Below are 24288 nucleotides of genomic sequence, written 5' to 3' on the forward strand. Positions count from 1 at the left end.
TATTAGCTGTAAAAGGGTTAGAATTTAATTGACTCCACGCTAATGAATAGCTGTACAAATTCCTGCTCCTGAGCAGTAATAGATTAAGGAACATACAATGACACGAAATGAAGGCCAAGCCTCGGTTATCCTAGATAATGTCTGTAAGCTGATCCAGAAAAAAGTTCGCGCTGATAATGTGTTACTCGTTGAGAAATTCGCCAAAGCCTTGTACAGCAATATGTCTAAAGAGGATTTGGCAAACCGCAACGATAGTGACCTATATGGCGCAGCATTAAGCCTTTGGAACTCGCTAGAAAAAAATACTACCGACGACGCTGTTATCCGCGTTTTCAACCCTGAAGTGGCAAAAGATGGCTGGCAGTCATCACATACAATCGTAGAGATTATTACTAAAGACATGCCGTTTTTAGTTGATTCTGTTCGTATGGCCATGACTCGTGAAAATATCGCCTCTCACTTATTACTTCACTGCCCATTAAAAATTAAGCGTGATGAAAACGCTAAAATTTCTGGATTATCAAATTTAAAAGCAGAGCAAGAATCCTCATCTACTAAAACAGTATTTTTTATTGAAATTGACCGTCAAACAGATTCTTCTGTGATTGAGTCTTTCAAGAAAGAGTTAGAGTCGGTTCTTGTTGATGTGTCAGTTGCTGTTGATGATTGGCAGCCAATTCGTAAAAAATTGATTGCAGTAACCAAAGAGTTACCTAAACGTCATCATAATAAAACGACAGAAGAAGTTTCAGAAACAACTGAGTTTTTAGATTGGTTAGCGAAAGATAACTTTACCCTAATGGGTTACCGTGAATATGAGCTAAGCCCAGTTCAAGGTGATTACCAATTAAAAGGTAAAATGGAATCAAGCCTTGGCTTGATGAAAAACTCTACTGAAGAACACACACGATTATTATCAGAATTACCAGAAGTTGCTCGCCAAGAAGCACGCAGCAGCAACCTACTGATCTTGACAAAAACTAACTCTGTTTCTCGCGTTCACCGTCCAGCCTATATTGATTACGTAGGCATTAAGCGTTTTGACGATGAAGGCAATGTAATTGGTGAAGACCGCTTTATTGGTTTGTTCTCATCAAGCTTTTACAATAATAGTGCTACTGATGTGCCTGTTTTAAAAAGTAAAATTAACCGCATTATGGAAATGTGTGATTTTGCTAAAGGTACACACGCTTACAAAGCTGTTTTAAATATTTTAGAAACCTACCCACGTGATGAGCTAGTTCAAGCGCGCGAAAGTGAGCTACTTGAAGTTGCTATGGGTGTTTTACAAGTACAAGAGCGCGATATGTGTCGCTTGTTTGTACGTAAAGATGCGTATGGTCGCTTTTTATCTTGCATGGTTTATGTTCCTCGCGAACGCTATAACACGGCTCTTCGTCGTGAAACGCAAGATATATTAGCTAATGCATTTAATTCTGACGATAAAGTCGAATTTACTACTTATTTCTCTGAGTCAACACTGGCGCGTACTCATTACACCGTTCGTGTGACCGACAACAAGATCGAATATAACGTGAAAGACATCGAAAACAATTTAGTAGAAGCTGCACGTACGTGGGAAGATAAACTTCAATCTGCACTTTTAGAGTCTGCGGGTGAAGCACGTGGTAACGATTTAAATCGTAAATACTGTAATGCGTTTGCACGCTCATACAAAGACGAGGTGCTTCCAAGTGCTGCGGTTGTTGATATCGAAAAGTTAGAACTACTTAGCGATGAAAACAAGCTAGAAATGCTGTTCTACCGTCCTCAAGAAGAAGCAAACAGTAATATTGTACGATTGAGCTTATTCCATAAAGATGAGCCAATTCACTTATCTGATGTTATGCCAATGCTTGAAAACTTTGGTCTGCGCGTTGTTGGTGAAACACCATATTCAGTTAAAACTAGCGATGGTCGTATTAACTGGATCATGGACTTCTCGATGCTTATTGACAGCAAAGGGATGGCAGACTTTGATAAAATTTCAGCACGTTTTCGCGCTGCATTAACAAATGTGTGGGGCAACCGCCTTGAAAATGATGGTTTTAACCGTTTAGTGTTAATGGGTGGCTTAACTGGCCGCGAAGCCTCTATTTTACGTGCTTACGCTAAGTATATGCGTCAAATTGGTGTAACGTTCTCACAAAGTTACATTGAAAGCACATTTGCAAATTATCCAAACATTGCAGCGCAAATTGTTAATTTATTTGCTAAAAAGTTCTCAGTTAAGAGCCCAGCAAGTGCTAAAACACTTGAAAAGTTAAGTACGCAAATTTACTTAGAACTTGAAAATGTAGCAAACCTTGATGATGACCGCATTATACGTTTATATGTAGATATGATTGTTGCGACGCTACGTACTAACTATTTCCAAAAAGATGATGCAGGTCAGTTTAAGTCTTATGTCTCGTTTAAAATACAGCCTAGCTTAATTCCTGATGTACCGCTTCCTCTTCCTGCGTTTGAGATTTTTGTATACTCTCCGCGCGTTGAAGGTGTGCATTTACGTTACGGTAAAGTAGCGCGTGGTGGTCTGCGTTGGTCTGACCGTCGTGAAGATTTCCGTACTGAAGTACTTGGCTTAGTTAAAGCTCAACAAGTTAAAAATACAGTAATAGTACCTGTTGGTTCTAAAGGTGGTTTTGTATGTAAACAATTACCTAGTGAGCGCGAAGCGTTTATAAAAGAAGGCCAAGAGTGTTACAAAATCTTTATCCGTGGTCTTCTAGATATTACAGATAACATAGAGCGCGGTGAAGTAGTGCCAGCTCGCGATGTTGTTCGCCACGATGAAGATGATGCTTACTTAGTTGTTGCAGCCGACAAAGGTACAGCTACTTTCTCTGATATCGCAAACGGCATAGCTAATGAATACAATTTCTGGCTAGGCGATGCATTCGCATCAGGTGGCTCGGTTGGTTACGATCATAAGAAAATGGGTATTACAGCTAAAGGCGCATGGGAGTCAGTTAAACGACATTTCCGTGAAATGGATATCGATTGTCAAACGACTGACTTTACAGTGGTAGCTATAGGCGATATGGCTGGTGATGTATTTGGTAATGGTATGTTGTTATCTAAGCATATTCGTTTACAAGTTGCCTTTAACCATATGCACATTTTTGTTGATCCTAACCCAGATGCTGCTACTTCTTACCCAGAGCGCGAACGTTTATTTAATATGCCGCGTTCATCGTGGGAAGATTACAATAAAGAGTTAATTTCTGCCGGTGGTGGTGTTTTCTCTCGTGCTGCTAAATCAATTACGCTTAGCCCAGAAATGAAAAAAATGTTGGGCACTAAAAAAGCAAGTATGACCCCAAATGAGTTAATGAAAGCTTCATTGACGATGGAGTTCGATTTACTGTGGAATGGCGGTATTGGTACATACATTAAAAACTCTAAAGAAACTGATGCAGATGTAGGGGATCGTGCAAACGATGCACTACGTATCAATGGTAGAGATTTAGGCGCTAAAATAATTGGTGAGGGCGGTAACTTAGGTGCAACTCAATTAGGTCGTGTTGAATTTGCAGCTAAGGGTGGTCGTGTTAATACTGACTTTATTGATAACGTAGGAGGCGTTGCCTGTTCAGATAACGAAGTTAACATTAAGATTTTACTTAATGGCTTGGTTGCTGAAGGTGACTTAACACGTAAACAACGTGATGAGCTACTTTACTCAATGACAGATGAAGTATCTGAATTAGTATTAAAAGACTGTTACCGTCAAACACATACTATTTCAATTACGCAGTCTAAAGGTACTTCAACGCTTAAAGAAAAGATTCGCTTTATTCATGCACTTGAAAAAGATGGTAAGTTAAACCGTGCTATTGAGTTTATTCCAAGTGATGAAGAATTGGCAGAACGTGCAGCCGCAGGTAAAGACTTAACTCGCCCTGAGCTTTCAGTGCTAGTTTCGTACGCAAAAATGGTATTAAAAGAGTCTTTAGTAAGTGATGAAATTACTGAAAACCCTTACTATCGCCAATTGCTTGTGAAGTCATTCCCACGTCCTCTACGTGAGAAGTTTAACGATGCGATGAACAACCATCCACTTCGTAAAGAAATTATTGCAACTAAACTTGCTAACAGTATCGTTAATGATATGGGTTTAAACTTCATGGTACGTATGCATGAAGAAACCGGTGCCAACGAAGCTGAAATTGCAATGTGTTACTCAATTGCTAGCGAAATATTTGAAATGCGCGATACATGGTCTTCTATCAGCGCACTGGATAATAAAATACCAGCAGCGGTACAAACTGAAATGCTTTACCAACTTCGTCGTACTGTTCGCCGTACTACGCGTTGGTTCTTACGTCATCGTAATAAGTCACAAACGATTGAACAAGGAATTGAATTCTTTGCGCCAACATTTAAAGATTTAAGCGATAATTTAAATACATACATGATTGAAAAAGAAAATGATCGTATTGTAATTGAAGCTAATAAGTTAATTGATGCCGGCGTTCCTGCAGATATAGCTAAGCGTATTGTTTCGTTATCAAGCTTATTCTCTGTGATGGATTTAGCTGAGGTTGCTAATAATTCAGGTAAGAGTATTTCGATGGTATCGAATACTTACTTTAAACTAGGCGCGAGAATGGGTCTGCATTGGTTCTTAGAGCAAATAACTAAGCAACCAGTAGCAAATCATTGGCAAGCACTTGCTCGTTCATCTTACCGTGAAGAGCTTGATTGGCAGCAACGTACGTTATCTGAAGTGGTGCTAAATAGCTTTGAAGGTGACGAGAGCGATGTTGATAGTCAAATAGATGAGTGGATGGATAGCCAAGATTTATTACTTCAGCGTTGGAAACAAATGTTGGCTGAGTTTAAAACATCACAAAGCCACGACTTTGCTAAGTTCTCAGTTGCACTTCGTGAACTTATGTTATTAAGTCACAACTGTGATACATCAGGAAAATAATTTAGCTTTAATCAGTTATTTGTTTAGTAAATAAATAACTGATTGTTAAAATTGTTATACAATACCTCAGCCTTGTCTGAGGTATTTTTTTGTCTGAAATTTAAAAAGAGGATTATATTGATGTTTTATGATTTAGCTCGCCGTTTTATGTTTACCCGTGATGCGGAGTGGGCGCATGAGTTTGCACTTAATAATCTTCGTCGTTTTGCTAATACGCCTCTAAATATAGCTTGGTCACAAAGTGTTTCAGATAAACCCGTAAACTTTTTAGGTCTTGAATTTAAAAATCCAGTAGGGCTTGCCGCTGGCCTGGATAAAAATGCAGAATGTATAGATGCATTTAGTCAAATGGGATTTGGTTTTATTGAAGTTGGAACGGTTACACCGCGTCCTCAAGTTGGTAATGACAAGCCACGTATTTTTAGACTTCCAGAGTCAAACGCAATTATTAACCGTATGGGTTTTAATAATAAAGGTGTTGATAATTTAGTCGAAAATGTAAAAGCAGCAAAGTACAGTGGCATACTCGGTATCAATATTGGTAAAAATAAAGATACACCTAACGAGCAAGGTAAAGATGACTACATTCATTGTATGCGTAAAGTATTTGAGCATGCCTCATATATTACGGTAAATATTTCATCACCAAATACCCCAGGGCTTCGTGATTTACAATATGGTGCTGCACTTGATGATTTATTGCAAAGTCTTAAAAATGAACAGTTAGATTTAATTGCAAAGCATAATAAGCAAGTTCCTATGCTTGTAAAAATTGCACCGGATCTCGATCAAATACAAATAGAGCAAGTAAGTGAGTCACTTTTAAATAATAAAATTGATGGTGTAATTGCCACAAACACAACGCTTGAGCGAGCCGCAGTCATGGGGCAGCAATATGCACAAGAGGCGGGCGGTTTATCAGGTCACCCTGTTAGAATGCGCTCTACAGAGGTAGTAAGTGAGCTAAAACGCTTAACACAAGGTAAGCTACCAATCATCGGAGTCGGCGGTATTGATGATGCTACATCTGCAAAAGAAAAGTTAGATGCAGGCGCAAATTTAGTTCAGGTTTATACTGGGTTCATCTACAAAGGTCCACAATTGGTAAAGTCGATCGTTAACGGCTTATAAGGATCAGTTATCTAAGCTTTTGATCGTTAGCTAAATGTTCTAAGCAAACATTTTAAAAGTGGTCAAAAGCGGTTATACTCTGAGCAATAATTATTCAACATACCCAAGGAGGAGTAAATGTTACAAGCATCAAAGCAATGGCAGTGGATTACTTGTCCTGATAAAAATCGTTTGTTACTTGATTTAAATGACGACATGCAATTATGCACGCCTTATAAATTAAGACAGCTCACCGATTCTGTTTTTAAAAATCCACGTTTTAGTCTCGAAGATGCTGCATTTTACGAACAGGTTTATAATTATCTGGATGGATTTGAATTGTGGTCTGCGGCTCAAATTTGTCAAATATCATTAAATGCAACTGCTGTTAAGTATCACTTAAAACCCGTTTTAGCAAAAAGTTGGTTTTTTGAAGAATACACCGGGACAGAGCCAAGCGTAGAGGCAATAGTAAAATTAACATCTAAAGCGCAGTCAGGTGATTTTTTAATTGTAGAGCATTGTCCTGATGCATCTATTTGTTTGAATTTAAGTGAAACCTTTAAATTAGACGAAAACTTATCTTTAGCGCAATTTGAAGTAATCCGTATTTTGAATAATCGAGTACACCCCATCCTAAATCAGCAATATCAAAGTCAAACCGCCTAACCAAATTTAAGTCTTAAGCGTGTCTTTATGGCGTGTTTGTCGCCCAACCTATGTTATAATCCTGCGCAATTAGCTATTAAGGGTTATTACTTTGCAATTTATCGCACTTACTTCTATCGGAATCGAAAATTTATTGGTTGATGAACTAACAGAACTTGGCGCAACCGTGTCTAAGCAAACTGTTGGTTCTGTTCGTTTTGAGGCTGACTCATTACTTGCGCAAAAGGTTTGTTTATCAACTCGTTTTGCAACGCGTGTGCTTATGCTTATTGAAGAAAAAGAAGGCGTAGATGACAAAAATAGCCTGTATAATTTTGCGCGCTCGCAACCTTGGCAAGAATGGTTTGGACCTACTCAAACATTCGCTGTCGACTTCAACGGTACCAATGACTCATTAAAAAACACGCAATTTTCGGGTCTTGTAATCAAAGATGCGATTGTTGACTATTTTAATGATTTATACGAGCAACGTCCTAACGTTGATAAGCAAGATGCTAATGTGCGCGTAGTTGCACGATTAAATCGTTACGGCGTATCGATGTATATTGACTATTCAGGTCCTCGTTTGTCAGAACGTGGTTACCGCCAAGGCCAAGGTAAAGCGCCTATTAAAGAGCACTTAGCTGCTGCATTAATTAAGCGAAGTGGCTGGCTTGAAAATGTAAAACAGCCTTTATTCGATCCATGTTGTGGTGCGGGTACTATTTTGATAGAAGCTGCCGGTATGGCACGAAACGAAGCGCCAGGATTATTCCGTGAAGGTTTTGCTTTTGAGCGTTTACCCAGTTTTAGAGCCGCTAAGTTTAAAGAGCTTAAAGAAGAGTTACTCGCTAATATTACTGATCCTAAATTGTGGTTAATTGGTCACGATTACGATGAGCAAGTATTAAGTAAAGCAATTGATAATGCTAAACGTGCAGAGCTTGACGACGTGATTAAGTTTAAGCAAAGTGATGCAACTAAACTTACAGCTGTTGCAAAATTACCGGGTGTTGTAATTTCAAACTTACCTTATGGTGAGCGTATTGGCTCTATGGCTGAGCTTGTTGATTTACACCGTAATTTAGGCGTTGGCTTTAAAAAGCACTTCAATCACTGGAAACTTGCCTTATTGGGTATGGACGAGAGCTTATTTAAACTTTTAAAACTTGTGCGCCTTAAGCGATATAAATTTAAAAATGGCCCATTAGATGTTGAGCTTAACTTATATCAATTAGATGATAAGCAAGTAAGTTTGACCACAGATGACAAAAAAGCACTCAATTTTGAAGGCTCAACGTCATTCGCAAATAGATTGAAAAAAAATAAGCAAGGCTTAAAAAACTGGCTTAAACAAAATAAAATAGATGCTTATCGCGTCTATGAAGCGGATATCCCTGAATACAATGTTGCTGTAGATATTTATGGTGACTCTGCTGTAATTTTTGAATATGCAGCGCCTAAAGAAATTGATGAAAAAACATCAGAAAAACGCCTGCAAGACGTAATAAGTTTAACGGCTCAACAGCTTGAGATTTCACCTGAAAACATTGCTGTAAAAGTACGTAAAAAGCAGAAGGGCGAAGATCAATACACCGCTATGTCTAAACAAAACCGTACTATGGTTGTTGAAGAGTTTGGTGCTAAGTTCAAAGTTAATTTATTTGACTACTTAGACACAGGCTTGTTTTTAGACCATCGATTAATGCGCCGTTATATTCAAGAAAATGCTAAAGATAAACGTTTCTTAAACCTTTTTGCATACACAGGTACAGCTTCTGTACATGCTGCTCTTGGTGGTGCTAAAGCCATTACTACAGTCGATTTATCAAAGACCTACTTAAAATGGGGCCAAGATAACTTTGATTTAAATGGTATTAGTAATACACGATACCGTTTTGAACAAGCTGATTGTTTAAAATGGTTAGAGCACGCGACAGCACAATATGATTTGATATTTTTAGATCCTCCAACGTTTTCAAACTCAAAACGTATGAAAGACGCGTTTGATGTACAGAGCGATCACATTAAATTATTAACGTGGGTTAAAAAGATTTTAAGCCCATCAGGTACCTTAATTTTCTCTAATAACAAACGTGGCTTTGTGATAGATGAAGTTGGTCTGATTGGTTTAGGTTTAAAAGCCATTAATATTTCAGATAAAACGTTATCACCAGACTTTAAACGTAATAAAAAAATCCATAATAGCTGGTTAATCACACATGGCTAAATGGGTTTTATACCACACTGATGGTTGCCACTTGTGCGAGCAAGCTGAGCAACTTATCACTGAGGTACTTAGTAATACGAGTGAGTTATTACTAATCGATATTATGACTGATGAGCAGCTTATAGCTGAGTATCAAATTACTATTCCTGTATTAAAAAGTGAAAAAGGCGAGCAATTATTTTGGCCTTTTACTTTACACACTGTGCGCAAATTTTTAGCACAAGCAGAATAAGAGCAAATAAGAACTATGGATTTAATTAGAATTTTAAAAGCACAACTTGCTTTTGGTACGCATGCTTTGCTTAACAAAGCAGATGCCGTTATAGAAAGTGGCGAAAGAGTGTGTGTTGTTGGTCGAAATGGCGCGGGTAAGTCAACTCTATTAAAAGTGCTTGATGGCGAAGTTGTATTAGATGATGGTGAAATAAATCAGCTAGGCGGGATTAGAATTTCTCGTTTAGAGCAAGATCCACCAAAAGGCGCAAATGGCACTGTATTTGATTATGTTGCGCAAGGTATGCCTGAGATTGCAAACTTACTAATTGATTTTCATCATGTAAGTAATGAGTTGCAAACAGTGTGTACTGATAAGTTATTGAACAAGCTTGAACGTTTATCAAATCAACTAGAAGCGGCTGATGGCTGGCGCTTTGATAGCCGAATTCAATTAGTGCTAACACAATTAGAATTAACGCCAGAAGCTAAACTTGAGTCTCTTTCTGGTGGTTGGTTACGTAAAGTAGCACTTGCACGTGCACTTGTTAGTGAGCCTGATTTATTATTACTTGATGAGCCAACAAACCATTTAGACATGGCAAGCGTCATGTGGCTTGAGCAATTTTTAAAAGAGTTTAAGGGCGGAATCGTATTTATATCGCATGACCGTGCGTTTATTCGCGCTGTTGCTACGCGTATTTTAGATTTAGACCGTGGTAAGCTTATTTCGTACCCTGGTGATTACGCTACGTACTTAGAGCAAAAAGCCCATGATTTAAAAGTAGAAGAAAGCCAAAATGCATTGTTCGATAAGCGTTTAGCCGAAGAAGAAACATGGATCCGCCAAGGTGTTAAAGCGCGTAGAACGCGTAACGAAGGACGTGTTCGTGAGTTAAAACAGCTTCGTACAGAGCGTAAGCAACGTGTTGACCAAGTTGGTAAAACTGATTTCAATATTGAAACAGCAGATCGCTCTGGTAAGTTAGTATTTGAAGCTAAGAATCTTTGTCATGCATTTAAAAACAAAGTTATTGCTGATGATTTTTCTACACTGGTAATGCGCGGTGACAGAATCGGTCTAGTAGGCCCAAATGGTATTGGTAAAACAACACTATTAAAGCTAATGTTTGGTGATTTAGAACCAAATAGCGGCATAACTAAGCAAGGTGTTAATTTAGAATTTGCTTACTTTGACCAATATCGTGAAAAGCTTGATGAAGAAGCAACAGTTCAAGATAACGTTGCCGAAGGTAAACAAGAAGTGATGATGGGCGGACGCTCACGTCATGTTTTAGGTTACCTGCAAGATTTTTTATTCCCTCCAGCACGCGCTCGAACCCCTGTTAAAGCACTCTCTGGTGGTGAAAAAAACAGATTACTATTAGCTAAATTGTTTTTAAAACCGTCTAATATCCTTGTTCTCGATGAGCCAACAAATGACTTAGACATTGAAACGTTAGAGTTACTTGAGGACATCATTAATCAATACCAAGGTACAGTGCTGATTGTAAGCCATGACCGTGAATTTATTGATAATACATGTTCAAGTGTATGGGCGTTTGAAGGTAACGGTAAAGTTACAGATATTGTAGGTGGCTATAGCGACTATGAGGCTTACGTTAACTATTTAGCTGAACAAGAAAAAAAAACGCAGCAGCAACCAGTAAAAAAAGTTGAAAAAGTAGTCGCTCCAGTTGCTAAACCTGCAGCTAAAACAAATAAACTCTCTTACAAATTAAAACTTGAATTAGAGCAACTACCGAATAAAATGGAAAAACTAGAAGCTGAAATTGAAGCTCAACAAGCTGTAGTTAGTGACTCAGACTTTTTTAAACAAGAGAGTGATGTAACAACTAAAGCATTGAACCATTTGGCACAACTTGAGTCTGACCTTGAAGCTGCGCTTGAGCGCTGGGAAGAACTTGAAGAATTACAGAATCAGTAGTAAGGACTAAAATGAAATATAAATTACTCGCTGCCAGTATTTTAGCGACATTAAGCACTTCAGCAACAAGTGCGACGTACCAGTTAAGTGAATTAGGGACTCTTGAAGACGCTAAATATTCTTATGTAACAGATGTAAGCGAAAGCGGGCATATTATTGGTTTCGCAAATGGTTTATACAATTTACCTATTGATATCAGCTATATAGATTTTACTGAAAATATTATTGAAAATAGCTACGATAATACAGAGGCTGCATTTGATTTAAGTGATAAAGAGATTACCTTTACACTTGATGACATTGAAAATAATGATGCAGTACTTACTAATTCTGATGCACATACTTTCATGGTTAGTTTTTTATCTTCAATTTCTACAAATTTTGAATATCAAAAATTAAGCTCATTAGTTGGCATAAAGTACAATGACACACAAGTAACAGAGCAACCGTTATTTGATGTTGCATCTGTTGATTATGATGGCTTAACGCGTTCAACTATTAACCTTTTTAATGCTGTAAGTGAAGACGGCGTTACTGTTGGTTGGGGCGGTGCTCCTTACGATAAAGTGTCTTTTACACCTGATGGTGAAGATGATGCAGAAACGTGGTTCACACATGAGTTTATAGAACGTGGGATTGTAATAAGTGCTGATGGCAGTATAAGTGTTGAGTTAGAGCCTGAGTTTAATGAATACGGCGGCACAAGCCGCGCTAACGATATAGTCAAAACAAATAGTGGTTACACTGTTGTAGGTAATATCTCTACAAGTATTCCTGATGACAGACAAGATAATATTGATGATAACTGTGATAATGAAGACGAACCAACGTCAGTGTGTATCAACTTATTAAATTCTAATATTTCACGAGGCTTATTTAATAAGCGTGCTGTTAAATGGGAACTTGATGAATCGTTAAATATTATTTCTGTTGAAGAGCTTGGTATGGCACTTACACCTGATGAAGGTGAAACGGAAGATGACGCATTTACGAGTACTGCTTTAGCAGTGAACAACAACGGTACAATTGTAGGTTCATCAAATACGCGTTATTACAAAAATGATGATACGATTCTTACAATGCCAGTTTATTTTAAAGACGGTGCAGTCACTGACTTTATTAATCAAGAAGACGATTGGCAGGCTGGTAAATCAATCGCTATTAATGATAATGATGTAATTACAGGTTATGCGACAAAGCGTATTGAAGGTACTCTTCGTAATAAATTCTTCTATCATGACATCGAAACAGGTAATACAGTTTTTCCAACTGATTATTTTTCAAGTTCAAGTTCTTATGGCAACGATATAAATAATCAAGGATATATTGTAGGCGAAGGGGAAGTGGGTGTATCTGATAGCTCACGACTTAAAGAAGCCTTTATTTACAAAATTGGTGAAGATAAAATCACTAATTTGAATGATTTACTGCCTTGTTATGACACTGATGGCGAAACTGACTACGCTTACTCAATGGTTGAAGCAACAGCTATCAATGAAAATAATGAAATATTTGGTACTGCGACTAAGACAGTTGAAAAACTTGATTCTTTAGGCGGTGTTGTAACTGATATCAATGGTGAAATTGAATACGAAAGTATTGCAGTTGCAGTTAAGTTAACGCCAATTGCAAATGGTGAAGTAGAAAACTGTGCTCCAGTAGAAGCAGAAGTGTATGAGCGTAACTCTGCTAGCTTTCCTTGGTATACATTATTGCTATTACCATTAGTTGGCTTAAGACGTATATTTCGCTTTTAAAGTTTACTAATATTGATTATAAAAAAAACCAACTTAATAAAGTTGGTTTTTTTTCGTCTATAATATTTTATAAGATTAGGATTGCCATGAATCTTATAATTATTATTTAGCTTTAACGCTACTAATTATTTCGCGATAACCATGCCTTTTTAACAGAACGGCGCCAAATAATATCAATACCAAAATAGCCGATAATTGATGCAATAGAAGCACATACTAACGAACCTAGTAAAAATGCAGGACCAATAGTTTCTATGCTCTCTAGAAACCAAGACCAACTAGCTTCAAATACAAAGTGTTGCTCAGGCTGATTAAGTATTAATGTACCCACTAAGTATGAGCCATAAAAAATAGGTGGCATAGTTAGAGGGTTTGTAAGCCATACTAATGCTACTGAGATAGGTAAATTAACTCTAAATAATATAGCGCCGGCTGCTGCTAAAACCATTTGAAAAGGAACAGGGATGAAAGCAAAAAATAACCCGACTGCAAATGCACCTCGAGCAGAACGTCTATTTAAATGCCAAAGATTTGCATCTTGTAAAAGGCGTCCAAATATTCTTAGTGATTTATGATGTCTAATTTTATTTGGATCAGGTAAAAATCTTTGGATCGTTTTTTTAGCCATTTAAAGCAACCATTTACATCAGTGTGGATAAGTCTTGGGTTTGTAATTGGCTGTATAGCAACCGTATTTTATTATCAAACTCTCGAATTTACAGTATTTACAATTTTCATTGTTATAGTGAGCGCTTATTTTAAGCCGTTTTTAAATGTATTGTTAGGCTTTATTTGTGCAATTTGCTTCGTTGGTCTGCATTTTTACGTTTTTTATAGTTTTGAAATACCAAAACCGGATGAAAAGTATGCACTTGATTCTACATTAATTGTTGAAGAGGTTATTTCTGACAAAAAACCTCAATATATTAAAGTTAAAATAGTGGCATTAGAAGGGAGTAATTTTTCGGATTTTAGATCACCCAAAGCAATGCTCAGTGTTAATTCTGCACAGCCTTTAATAGTAGGTGATGAATTTTCTGCTTTAATTCATTTAAAACATTTTCGTAGTAATAAAAATTTTAATGTATTTGATAATGAACGTTATGCTTTTATAAGTAGAATATTATTTAAAGGTAAAGTGCTTAATAAAAATCTTAATATTATAAATAGCGACAAACAAAGCATAATTTTAGATTATCAACACTTCCTTAAAAACACTTATACGGATACAAAACTACAGTGGCTCTATTATGCATTGCTTAGCGGTGAAAAATCTTTGATGAGCTACGCTGATAAACAATTAATGCAATCTCTTGGGCTAAGCCATTTACTTGCTATATCGGGGTTACATATTGGTTTGATTTTTAGCTTCGGTTATCTATTTACTCGATTCATTTTTGCAAAAATTAATTCTTCGATCGGGCAATCATTTAACCTGACTCTTTATTACAGTTCATGCGGATTTTTAGTAGCCTTGGTTTATGTGTACTTAAGTGACTTTTTAGTATCGGCAACGCGAGCGCTTATCATGCTGGGTTGTTATTTATTATTGTATTTTCTTGCTAAGCAGCCGCTGCGTTGGCGGAGCATTTTATTTGCCTTGGTTATTGTTCTTATTGTTAACCCATTTAATTTACTCAATCCAGGTCTCTACTTTTCATTTTTAGCGGTTGCTATCATTTTTACAGTTATTAATAAATTACCAATATTAAACACTCGCATAAAAAACAAAGTTATTTCACTGTTTGTTATTCAAATAGCGTTATTTATTGGTTTATTGCCACTTTCACTCTATTTTTTTAATGGGGTAAGTATTGCAGGTTTGATAATAAATTTAATTGCTATACCGCTGCTTTCAATCATTATCTTACCTTTTTTAATTGTTTTTACATTACTGAGTATTTTCTTAGATATAAGTATTTTAATAAACCTGTTTGATACTGGCTTATATGCGCTATTTAAATTGCTTAATGAAATACCAGAATCGTTAAGGTGGATAACGACTGGCAGAATTGACTCAATATTTGTCGTTTTTACTTATATTATTATGTTGATGGTTTATTTTCTTCCTTATAAATGGCTCGCTTTTATTCCCGCAATAACGCTTTTATTAAATTATTGGCTAACAGAAAAGTCTAAGTGGCAACTACATGTATTTGATGTAGGGCATGGACTTATGGCATTAATTGAAAAAGATAAACAAGTGCTTATTTATGATTTTGGCCCCAGTTATTTCAATCGCTTTAGCCGTACGCGAAGTATTTTATTGCCTTATATTAAAGCAAATAATTTAACAGTGAAAACGGCGATTCTAAGTCATGAAGATAATGATCACGCTGGAGGATTACAACATTTCATAGATGCTGGCTTTGGTGAAACATTACAACAATTTCATCCTAAAAATACACATAATGTATGTGAAGTCATAAACATTGATTTTGCTGGATTAAAAGTACAAAGCTTTAGTACAAAAGGGTTTGGAAATGAAAATGATGATTCATGCGTTGTTAGGGTATCAGATAATACCCATAGTGTGTTACTTACCGGTGATATATCAAAGGCGCGTGAAGCATCGCTATTAGCGGATAATAAATCATTGAAAAGTACAGTAATGTTAAGCCCGCATCATGGCAGCGATACATCCTCAAGTGTTAATTTTATTAATAACGTTGCTCCTAAAGTAGTTATTCATTCAAGTGCCTATAAAGGGCAATGGGAATTCCCTAAGCCTCTTGTCGTCGAACGTTATAACCAAATAAACGCTCAGCAATTTACGACAGGCGTTGAGGGGCAAATCAGTATTAAATTTTATGCAAAGAATTTGTCTATAGAAACAGCAAGAGGGCAGGAAAGTTACTGGTTTATCAAAGATTGACGTTTAGTTTTATCTCATCGGAGGATACAATACAGATTGTTACTGTATTTAGAGAGTGTTATGGATCAAAGTACTACACAAATTTATAAACGTCTTGTCTCATATGTTGGCACCTACAAAAGCGTCGCATTTGTCGCAATTATTGGGATGATAGGCTATTCAGCAATGGATGCTTTATTTATTCAATTAATGAAGCCGTTTATTGATCAAGGTTTGAACCAGCGTAATACAGAAGTTTTAAAGTACGCTCCTTTTGTCGTTATCGCGTTAGTTCTAGGGCGTGGTGTTTTTAACTTTATGTCTTCCTACTGCTTAAGTTATGTAGGCTCCCAAGTTGTACGTTCTTTACGCCAAGAGTTATTTGAGCACATATTGCACTTACCCGTTTCTTTTCATGACAAAAACTCAACGGGAGATTTAATTTCAAAAATCACATTTGATACAGAACAAGTTCAACAGGCGATTACTAAAGCCTTGCTAATAGTTGTACGTGAAGGGGCATTTGTTGTATTTTTACTTGCGGTAATGTTCTATACCAGTTGGCAATTATCACTGATATTTTTAGTGATCATCCCACTTGTTGCTATTATTGTCGCCGTCGTCTCTAAACGTTTTCGCCACATTTCTAAAAACATTCAATCTGCCATGGGGCAAGTTACCCGTAGCTCAGAACAAATGCTGAGCGGACATAAAGTTATTCACGGTTTTGGTGGTCAAGATCAAGAGATTAATCACTTCTCGAAAATTAATAATCATAATCGTCAGCAACGTATCAAAATGGACGCAACTAAAGCGCTTAGTGTGTCTATAATTCAAATTTTAGCGGCAAGTGCCATGGCAGTTATTTTGTGGGCGGTGTCGTTGCCATCAATGATTGATACGATTACATCTGGTGACTTCATGGCATTAATTGCCTCAATGATGATGTTACTGCGTCCGCTAAAACAACTTGCCAATGTGAATAGTGATATGCAACGTGGTATCTCTGCAGCGCAAAGTATATTTTTAGTTTTAGACGAAGAAATGGAAAAAGATACAGGCACTGTTTCGGTTGATAAAGTTAAAGGTTTAATTGAAGTTAAGAACGTAACCTTTAAGTACCCAACGAAAGATGAAGCCGTATTAAACGATTTGTCGCTAACGATTGAGGCGGGTGAAAGTATTGCTTTAGTTGGGCGCTCAGGCTCAGGTAAGTCCACAATTTCTAACTTATTACCACGCTACTATGACTTAGAGTTACCGAGTGAAATTTTACTTGATGGCATAGCACTGCAGGACTATAAATTAACTGATCTGCGTCGCCAATTTGCTTTAGTCTCTCAGCAGGTTGTGTTATTTAACGACACGATTGCTAACAATATTTGTTATGGCATAAAGCACGATGTGTCTGTTGAAGAGTTAGAACAAGTTGCCAAACAAGCGCACGTGTGGGAATTTGTTAAAGACTTGCCAGAGCAATTAAACACCATGGTAGGCGAAAATGGCGTAATGCTCTCCGGTGGCCAACGCCAGCGAATAGCGATAGCGCGTGCAATATTAAAAGATGCACCTATTTTGATTTTAGATGAGGCAACATCAGCACTTGATACCGAATCAGAAAAGCTTATTCAGCAAGCGTTAGAAACGCTAATGAAAGATAAAACCTCTATTGTTATAGCACACCGCTTATCTACTATTGAAAACAGTGACCGAATTTATGTTATTGATAACGGTCGTGTGATAGAAAGTGGCGATCATAGTAGCTTATTAGCAAATGACGGTACTTATTCAGCACTTTGCAAAATGCAGTTTGGTGATCAGGCGTGAGCAAAATAGAGCAAAGCTGGTATAAACCATTTGGTCTAATTGCTTTATTGTTATTACCATTAAGTGCTTTGTTTTGGGTTGTATCGGCATTTCGAAAACTCTTGTACAGCGCTAAAATACTTAAACCTTTTGAGTGCAAAACGCCTGTTATTGTAGTCGGCAATATAAGCGTTGGCGGCAATGGTAAAACACCTTTTGTTTTGTGGTTGTATGAGTATTTGACCGAGCAAGGTTTATCAGTGGGTATTATTAGTAGAGGGTATGGTGGGCAATCAGAAAATTACCCGCTGTTAGTCACTGAGCTTGTAGATGCTCAGCAGGCTGGAGATGAGCCTGTGCTTTTATACCATCGTTTAAAGTGCCCAATAGCAGTTGGCCCTAATAGACAACACAATATCGATTTATTAGAAAAAAATTATACGCTAGATGTCATTATTTCTGATGATGGGATGCAGCATTATAAAATGCCTCGTAGCATTGAGTGTTGTATTGTTGATAGTGAACGCCGCTTTGGTAATGGTTTTGTTATGCCTGCAGGGCCACTACGCGAAACAACTAAACGCTTACAAAGTGTTGATATAGTAATTGAAAATGGCGGTCAGGCTAATAATAGCTACGTGCTGCAAGTAAGTAACCTTCGCTTAGTTAATTCAAGTGATAACGCAAAAAGCAACGTAAGCGAGGCACATGCAATAAGTGCAATTGGGAACCCTAAACGGTTTGAAAACTCATTAGAAGCACAAAATATTAAGCTATTGTCGACTCATCACTTTAGAGATCATTATGCTTATACAGCAGATGATTTTACCCAGTTTGGTGATGATTGCATTATAATGACCGAAAAAGACGCGGTTAAATGTAAGTCCTTTGCAAAACCTAATTGGTATTATTTACCTGTAGATGCAGAGCCTTCCGATAGCGTAATAAACACATTAAATTCATTATTAAAAGAAAAAGGAATACTCAATGGCCTTTGATACAAAATTACTCGAGATAATTGCTTGCCCAGTTTGTAAGGGTAAATTACGCTTTGATAGAGAAAACAACGAACTAATTAGTACTGCAGCTAAGCTTGCTTACCCCGTTCAAGATGATATTCCAGTATTGCTTGAAAACGAAGCACGTGAGTTATCTTTAGAAGAGGTTGAAAAGTGGAATTCGTAGTTGTAATTCCTGCACGTTTTGCATCAACCCGACTACCTGGTAAGCCGCTTGCTGATATTTGCGGTAAGCCAATGGTTCAACATGTTTACGAAAAAGCATGTTTATCAGGTGCAAGTAAAGTGGTTATAGCAACCGATCATCAAAAAGTGTTTGATGCAGTAAGTTTATTTACTAGTGATGTTGTAATGACTCGCGAAGATCACCAATCGGGTACTGAGCGTTTAGCCGAAGTAGTTGATTTACTTGATCTCGACAGCAATACAATTGTGGTTAATGTACAAGGCGATGAGCCCTTACTTGCGCCAGAAAACGTATCTCAAGTTGCTGCACTATTAAGTGATTCAACAGCACCAATGGCAACGTTAAGTGTTGCTATTGAAGAGCGTGATGAAGTATTTAATCCAAACGCGGTTAAAGTTGTTAGTGATATAAATAAAAATGCGCTGTATTTTTCTCGTGCAAGTATTCCGTTTGATAGAAGCACAATGATGAATGACAGCAGTGCTCTTAATTTAGCGCCATTTCAGCGCCACGTAGGTATTTATGCGTACAGAGCGGGTTTTATTAAACAATATATAGAATTGAGCGTATCGCCACTTGAGCTACTTGAATCACTTGAGCAGTTACGTGTGTTGTATCATGGTTATAAAATCAAAATAGAGCAAGCTCAAATAGCACCCCATGCTGGAGTTGATACGCCCGATGACTTAGCTAAAGTGATAACGCATATTAAAAGTAAAAACGTGTGAGTGAGCAAGTAAGTAAGATATTAAAAGTTGTTTATACACATAACGATTTTTATATTTTAGAAAAGCCAGCGGGTCTTAATTTTCATTCAGAAGATGGCCCCGGCTTTGTTGTGTTAGCCGAACAACAATTATCGCAAAAGCTTTATGCCGTTCATCGTTTAGATAAAGTGACATCAGGGCTGATTATTTTAGCGCGAAACAAAGCCGCTGCGGCCAGCTTTACTGTTATGTTTACTGAGCATGCGATTGCTAAATTTTATTTAGCGGTTAGTGACGCTAAACCGAAAAAGAAGCAGGGTTGGATTAAAGGCGATATGGCTAAATCTCGCCGTGGCTCGTTTAAGTTACTAACGAGTAAGCTTAACCCTGCAATCACCCGATTTTATTCGCTAAGTTATAAGCCGGGATTTAGAGGGTATATTTTAAAGCCTTATTCAGGAAAGACGCATCAATTAAGAGTGGCACTAAAAAGTATTGGCTCTGCTATTTTAGGCGATGCAATGTATTCAGGCACGCCATCAAATCGTACCTATTTACATGCATATGCATTGAGCTTTTTATGGCAAGGTGAACAAATACAGCTAACTTTATTACCCGATAATGGTGATGAGTATTTGGCGTTAATTAAACATCAAGATTTTCAAGCATGGCAGTCGCCATGGCAACTGGATTGGTAAATGAGCGAAAAAGTTACAGATATACGTTTTGGCGGAATTAAGCGTTTGTATGGTCATCAACAATTTGATTGGCTTCAAGAAGCACACTTTTGTGTAGTAGGTATTGGTGGTGTAGGAAGCTGGGCGGCTGAAGCACTTGCACGTACTGGTGTTGGTAAAATAACATTGATTGATTTGGATGATATTTGCGCGACTAACGTCAATAGACAAATTCATGCGTTAACGGGCACTATTGGTCAAGCTAAAGTAGATGCAATGAAAGCGCGCTGCGAGCTTATTAATCCACAGTGCCAAGTTAATGTAATAGATGACTTTATTACGCTTGATAATATTCAAGAGCATATTCAAGGTTTTGATTATGTGATTGATTGTATTGATGCAGTTAAAGAAAAGGCAGCATTAATAGCGCATTGCAAACGTAATAAACTTCCTATAATTACTACCGGTGGTGCTGGCGGGCAAACAGATCCTAGCCAAATAACTTTTGGTGATGTAGCTAAAACTACGCAAGACCCATTACTTGCAAAAGTACGTTATATTTTGCGTAAGCAGTATAATTTTAGTAATAATCCTAAACGTAAGTTTAATATTGATTGTGTTTACTCAACAGAGCAATTGGTTTACCCAGGAAGCGATGGCAGCGTATGTCATGCTAAGCAAAGTGCTGATGGCTCGATGAATATGGATTGTAATAATGGTTTTGGATCTGTGACTATGATCACAGGAAGCTTCGGCTTTTTTGTTGCGGCAAAAGCGGTGCGTAAATATCTAGATAAAAAACAACGCTTGCAAGCTTAGGGTCTGTTAATCTTTGCGGATTAAAATTTGTCCAAACTAGGGGGAATTTAATCGCGGCGCGAGATTTGTAACCTAGTGGGCTAAGTAAAAACCGAGCAAGAAAGAGTAAACAGCCCCTAGGAAGAACCCTTTGGGCAGCGTCTGTTTGGCATTAATGCTACGTTATCGCCTATTTATGGGGGATAGCCACACTGCATAGGCTCTGCCTTGCCTAAATACCAAACAGGCTGCTGCAAATTTAACCTTGAAAGATCAACAGACCCTAGTTAACTAAGCTTTTGTTGTGCCATAGTTTGTATTTTATCAACCATGGCTTTAATACCATTACCACGTGATGCGCTTAAGTGGCTTATAAGGCCGAGCTTTTCAAATTCTTCATACGCATTTTTATTCACTACTTGCTCTGGTGTGAGGCCATTGTAAAGCGCTAAAATAATGGCTAATAATCCTTTTACTATACGTGTATCTGAGTCACCAATTACAACAAGTGTATTTTCTGTTAAATCAAATTCAACAAACATCCATACTTTGCTTTCACAGCCTGGTACAAGTGCATCATCAGTCTTCAAAACATCAGCTAAAACAGGTAAAGTTTTTCCTAAAAGCATTATCTCACGATATTTTTGCTGCCAAGCGGGCGCATTTTTTATAGATTCTGTGACTTTGTTAAACGTATTTGTCATGAGTTATCCTAATTAATTCTATTAAAGTGACGTTTAGTCCAGTAAAGCGATACATTTTTTAAGTGAATCAATGAATATATCTACATCTTCATAGGTATTATAAAAACAAAAGCTCGCTCTTAGCGTTCCATTAAGCCCTAAATGTGTCATTAATGGCTGTGTACAATGGTGTCCACTCCTTACTGCAACCCCGTACCCGTCAAGTAAAGTTGCCAAATCATAAGGATGTTCATCATTTAAGTTGAAGCAGAGTGTACCAATATTGTCAGATAGGTTGCTGTATATTGTAATACCATCAACCTTTACCAATTTTTGAGCTGCATAACTAAACAATTTTTGCTCATATTGCTGAACTTTTGCGTGATCTAATTCATTTAAATAGTCTAATGCGGCACCAAAGCCTAAAACTCCAGAGATATTTGGTGTTCCAGTTTCAAATTTTGCAGGCGCAGGACGATAAGTACTGTGAGTTAAGTACACTTTATCGATCATTTCCCCACCTGATTGGTAAATATCAAGGGTATTTAATTGCTCATATCGACCATAAAGCACACCTAATCCTGTTGGGCCGAGCATTTTATGGCTTGAGCAGACATAAAAGTCACAGTTTAATTCACGTAAATCGGGTTTTAAATGCAGTGCACCTTGTGCACCATCCACTAGAACAAGAGAATTGACGTCTTTTGCAGCTCTAATTAGTGGTTTTAAATCGGTGATATTACCCAGTGTGTTAGATGCTTGTGTAATAGCTAATAGGGCAGGTTTTGTTTCTTTTATAAATTTACAGCATTCTTTGGTGTTCAGCGTGCCATTTTTATTTAGTGGAAGCGCTATTAATTTAGCACCCGTTTGTTGACTCACTATTTGCCAAGGCACTATGTTTGCATGATGCTCAAGCGGAGATATCATTATGGTATGACTTTCATTTAAGCGCTTTTTTAATCCGTTAGCGACCAAGTTAATGGCTTCTGTAGCGCCTTTAGTCCATACAATCTCTTTACTAAATACATTGAAATACTCTGCAGTTTTATCCCGTACTTGTTCATATGAATAAGTTGCTTGCTCGCTAAGTGTATGGCGTCCACGGTGTACATTAGCGTTTTGAAACGTATAGAATTCAGTAATTGTATCTATAACTGATTGAGGCTTTTGTGAGGTTGCTGCTGAGTCTAAATAAACAAGCGGGCAGCCGTTTATTGTTTGATTTAATGTTGGGAAGTCGTTTCTAATTTTATTTATATCAAACTTTAAAGCAAGCATGGCTCATCTACATAGTGTTTTTAAGGCAGGAATTGTAATCGGTTTATGATAATTCTCAAGTGTTGTTAATAAAAAAGGCCGCAAAATGCGGCCTTTTTAAACTAACCAACGTTAATTAACGCTTGTCAGTTGATACGTAGTCACGTTGAGTGTAACCAGTATAAAGTTGACGAGGACGGCTGATCTTATGACCAGGTTGAGATAGCATCTCATCCCAGTGAGTGATCCAACCAACAGTACGTGCCATTGCAAAGATTACAGTGAACATGCTTGTTGGAATACCAATCGCTTTTAAGATAATACCAGAGTAGAAATCTACATTAGGGTATAGTTTTTTCTCTACAAAGTATGGGTCTTCAAGCGCAATTTGCTCAAGCTTCATAGCAATATCAAGAAGTGGATCTTGGATATTCAGCTCAGCTAAAACTTCGTGACACGTTTGACGCATTACTGTAGCGCGTGGGTCAAAGTTTTTGTAAACACGGTGTCCAAAGCCCATAAGGCGGAACGGGTCAGCTTTATCTTTAGCTTTAGCTACGTATTCATCAATACGGTCAACAGAGCCAATCTCTTCTAACATGTTTAAACATGCTTCATTAGCGCCGCCGTGAGCAGGGCCCCATAAAGATGCAATACCAGCTGCAATACATGCATACGGGTTAGCACCAGATGAACCAGCAAGACGAACTGTTGAAGTTGATGCATTTTGTTCATGATCTGCATGAAGCATAAAGATTTTATCCATCGCTTTTGCAGTTACTGGATTAACTTTATATTCTTCAGCAGGTACAGAGAACATCATGTGTAAGAAGTTTTCTGCGTAGCTTAAATCGTTACGTGGGTATACAAACGGTTGGCCGATATTTGTTTTATAAGCCATTGCCGCGATTGTTGGTAACTTAGCAACAAGCTTAACTGCGCTTGTTTTACGTTGTTCAGCATCAGTAATATCGAGGTCTTCATGATAGAAAGATGATAATGCACCTACTACGCCACAAAGCATTGCCATTGGGTGAGCGTCAAAGCGGAAACCTTGGAAAAAGTTAGCAATCTTCTCGTCAAGCATAGTGCTTGTAGTGATTTCATTCTTAAAAACTTCATATTGTTCTTTAGAAGGTAACTCACCATTTAAAAGTAAGTAACAAAGTTCAATGTAATTTGAGTCTTCAGCTAATTGCTCAATTGGGTAACCACGGTGAAGTAGTACACCTTTACCACCATCAATATAGGTGATTGCAGATTCACAAGAACCAGTCGACATGAAACCTGGGTCATAAGTAAAGTGACCGTGTGAACCTAACGTACGTACGTCGATTACATCTTGGCCAGCAGTGCCTTGATAAATTGGAAGTTCGATTGGATCTAGTCCATCAATTTGGACTGTGGCTTTTTTATCTGCCATCGTTATGTATCTCCTATTAAGATATCTAT

Annotated in this window: 18 protein-coding genes; 14 read left to right on the forward strand and 4 right to left on the reverse strand. The window is 37.5% G+C overall.

The genetic code is table 11. The annotated features are described in order from the left end of the window. Positions 1–97: 97 nt before the first annotated feature. From QL995_RS13300 to QL995_RS13330, 7 genes are all read left to right on the forward strand, one after another. Complete coding sequence (locus QL995_RS13300; protein WP_290294360.1) at positions 98–4939, forward strand: NAD-glutamate dehydrogenase; 4842 nt, start codon at positions 98–100, stop codon at positions 4937–4939. Positions 4940–5059: 120 nt separating this feature from the next. Next, positions 5060–6070 (forward strand): quinone-dependent dihydroorotate dehydrogenase, encoded by a 1011-nt coding sequence (pyrD, locus tag QL995_RS13305; RefSeq protein ID WP_010552659.1) that lies wholly within the window; start codon positions 5060–5062, stop codon positions 6068–6070. 117 nt (positions 6071–6187) lie between these two features. After that, positions 6188–6718: a cell division protein ZapC gene (locus tag QL995_RS13310; protein ID WP_007586900.1), complete on the forward strand. Its 531-nt coding sequence runs from the start codon at positions 6188–6190 to the stop codon at positions 6716–6718. A 91-nt stretch (positions 6719–6809) separates the two neighbouring features. Beyond that, the gene (rlmKL, locus tag QL995_RS13315; protein ID WP_007586899.1) at positions 6810–8927 is read left to right on the forward strand and encodes a bifunctional 23S rRNA (guanine(2069)-N(7))-methyltransferase RlmK/23S rRNA (guanine(2445)-N(2))-methyltransferase RlmL; all 2118 of its coding nucleotides are present in this window, start codon (positions 6810–6812) and stop codon (positions 8925–8927) included. Further along, on the forward strand, positions 8920–9159 hold the full coding sequence (locus QL995_RS13320) for a glutaredoxin family protein (protein WP_290294361.1): 240 nt from the start codon (positions 8920–8922) through the stop codon (positions 9157–9159). Before rlmKL ends, QL995_RS13320 begins: the two co-directional genes overlap by 8 nt. Before the next feature lie 15 nt (positions 9160–9174). After that, the gene (locus QL995_RS13325; RefSeq protein ID WP_290294362.1) at positions 9175–11088 is read left to right on the forward strand and encodes an ABC transporter ATP-binding protein; all 1914 of its coding nucleotides are present in this window, start codon (positions 9175–9177) and stop codon (positions 11086–11088) included. A gap of 11 nt (positions 11089–11099) precedes the next feature. Further along, positions 11100–12845, forward strand: a complete 1746-nt coding sequence (locus QL995_RS13330; protein ID WP_024589193.1) for a DUF3466 family protein — start codon at positions 11100–11102, stop codon at positions 12843–12845. A 121-nt stretch (positions 12846–12966) separates the two neighbouring features. Here QL995_RS13330 and QL995_RS13335 read toward each other — a convergent pair whose 3' ends face one another. Then, entirely contained in the window at positions 12967–13473 is a 507-nt protein-coding gene (locus QL995_RS13335; protein WP_007586895.1) for a DUF2062 domain-containing protein, read from the reverse strand. Between QL995_RS13335 and QL995_RS13340 the strand changes: the two genes are divergently transcribed. From QL995_RS13340 to tcdA, 7 genes are read left to right on the forward strand one after another with little or no spacing between them, the layout of a single operon-like run. Further along, on the forward strand, positions 13453–15720 hold the full coding sequence (locus QL995_RS13340; RefSeq protein WP_290294363.1) for a DNA internalization-related competence protein ComEC/Rec2: 2268 nt from the start codon (positions 13453–13455) through the stop codon (positions 15718–15720). The two genes, QL995_RS13335 and QL995_RS13340, sit on opposite strands and share 21 nt — an antisense overlap. Before the next feature lie 60 nt (positions 15721–15780). Then, a complete protein-coding gene (msbA, locus tag QL995_RS13345; protein WP_033027175.1) occupies positions 15781–17526 on the forward strand; it encodes a lipid A export permease/ATP-binding protein MsbA in 1746 nt (581 codons plus the stop codon). Continuing rightward, positions 17523–18503, forward strand: a complete 981-nt coding sequence (gene lpxK / locus QL995_RS13350; protein WP_290294364.1) for a tetraacyldisaccharide 4'-kinase — start codon at positions 17523–17525, stop codon at positions 18501–18503. The genes msbA and lpxK overlap by 4 nt, the downstream gene beginning before the upstream one ends. Next, positions 18493–18690 carry a Trm112 family protein gene (locus tag QL995_RS13355; protein ID WP_002961789.1) on the forward strand — a complete coding sequence of 66 codons (198 nt, stop codon included), beginning with the start codon at positions 18493–18495 and terminating at the stop codon, positions 18688–18690. The genes lpxK and QL995_RS13355 overlap by 11 nt, the downstream gene beginning before the upstream one ends. Further along, complete coding sequence (gene kdsB / locus QL995_RS13360; protein ID WP_290294365.1) at positions 18678–19439, forward strand: 3-deoxy-manno-octulosonate cytidylyltransferase; 762 nt, start codon at positions 18678–18680, stop codon at positions 19437–19439. Before QL995_RS13355 ends, kdsB begins: the two co-directional genes overlap by 13 nt. Next, positions 19436–20116, forward strand: a complete 681-nt coding sequence (locus QL995_RS13365) for a TIGR01621 family pseudouridine synthase (protein ID WP_010552669.1) — start codon at positions 19436–19438, stop codon at positions 20114–20116. Before kdsB ends, QL995_RS13365 begins: the two co-directional genes overlap by 4 nt. Continuing rightward, positions 20117–20914, forward strand: coding sequence for a tRNA cyclic N6-threonylcarbamoyladenosine(37) synthase TcdA (gene tcdA / locus QL995_RS13370; protein WP_290294366.1), 798 nt, complete (start codon positions 20117–20119; stop codon positions 20912–20914). A gap of 266 nt (positions 20915–21180) precedes the next feature. On the opposite strand, the gene QL995_RS13375 is transcribed toward tcdA, so the two are convergent. The 3 genes from QL995_RS13375 to QL995_RS13385 form a co-directional block, all read right to left on the reverse strand. Continuing rightward, entirely contained in the window at positions 21181–21597 is a 417-nt protein-coding gene (locus QL995_RS13375) for a SufE family protein (protein WP_007586879.1), read from the reverse strand. A gap of 33 nt (positions 21598–21630) precedes the next feature. Beyond that, the gene (locus tag QL995_RS13380; protein WP_290294367.1) at positions 21631–22857 is read right to left on the reverse strand and encodes a SufS family cysteine desulfurase; all 1227 of its coding nucleotides are present in this window, start codon (positions 22855–22857) and stop codon (positions 21631–21633) included. Between the two features lie 115 nt (positions 22858–22972). Beyond that, the gene (locus tag QL995_RS13385) at positions 22973–24259 is read right to left on the reverse strand and encodes a citrate synthase (RefSeq protein ID WP_007586875.1); all 1287 of its coding nucleotides are present in this window, start codon (positions 24257–24259) and stop codon (positions 22973–22975) included. Positions 24260–24288 lie beyond the last annotated feature (29 nt).

The sequence above is a fragment of the Pseudoalteromonas sp. APC 3358 genome, assembly GCF_030408075.1.
GTDB lineage: Bacteria > Pseudomonadota > Gammaproteobacteria > Enterobacterales > Alteromonadaceae > Pseudoalteromonas > Pseudoalteromonas arctica.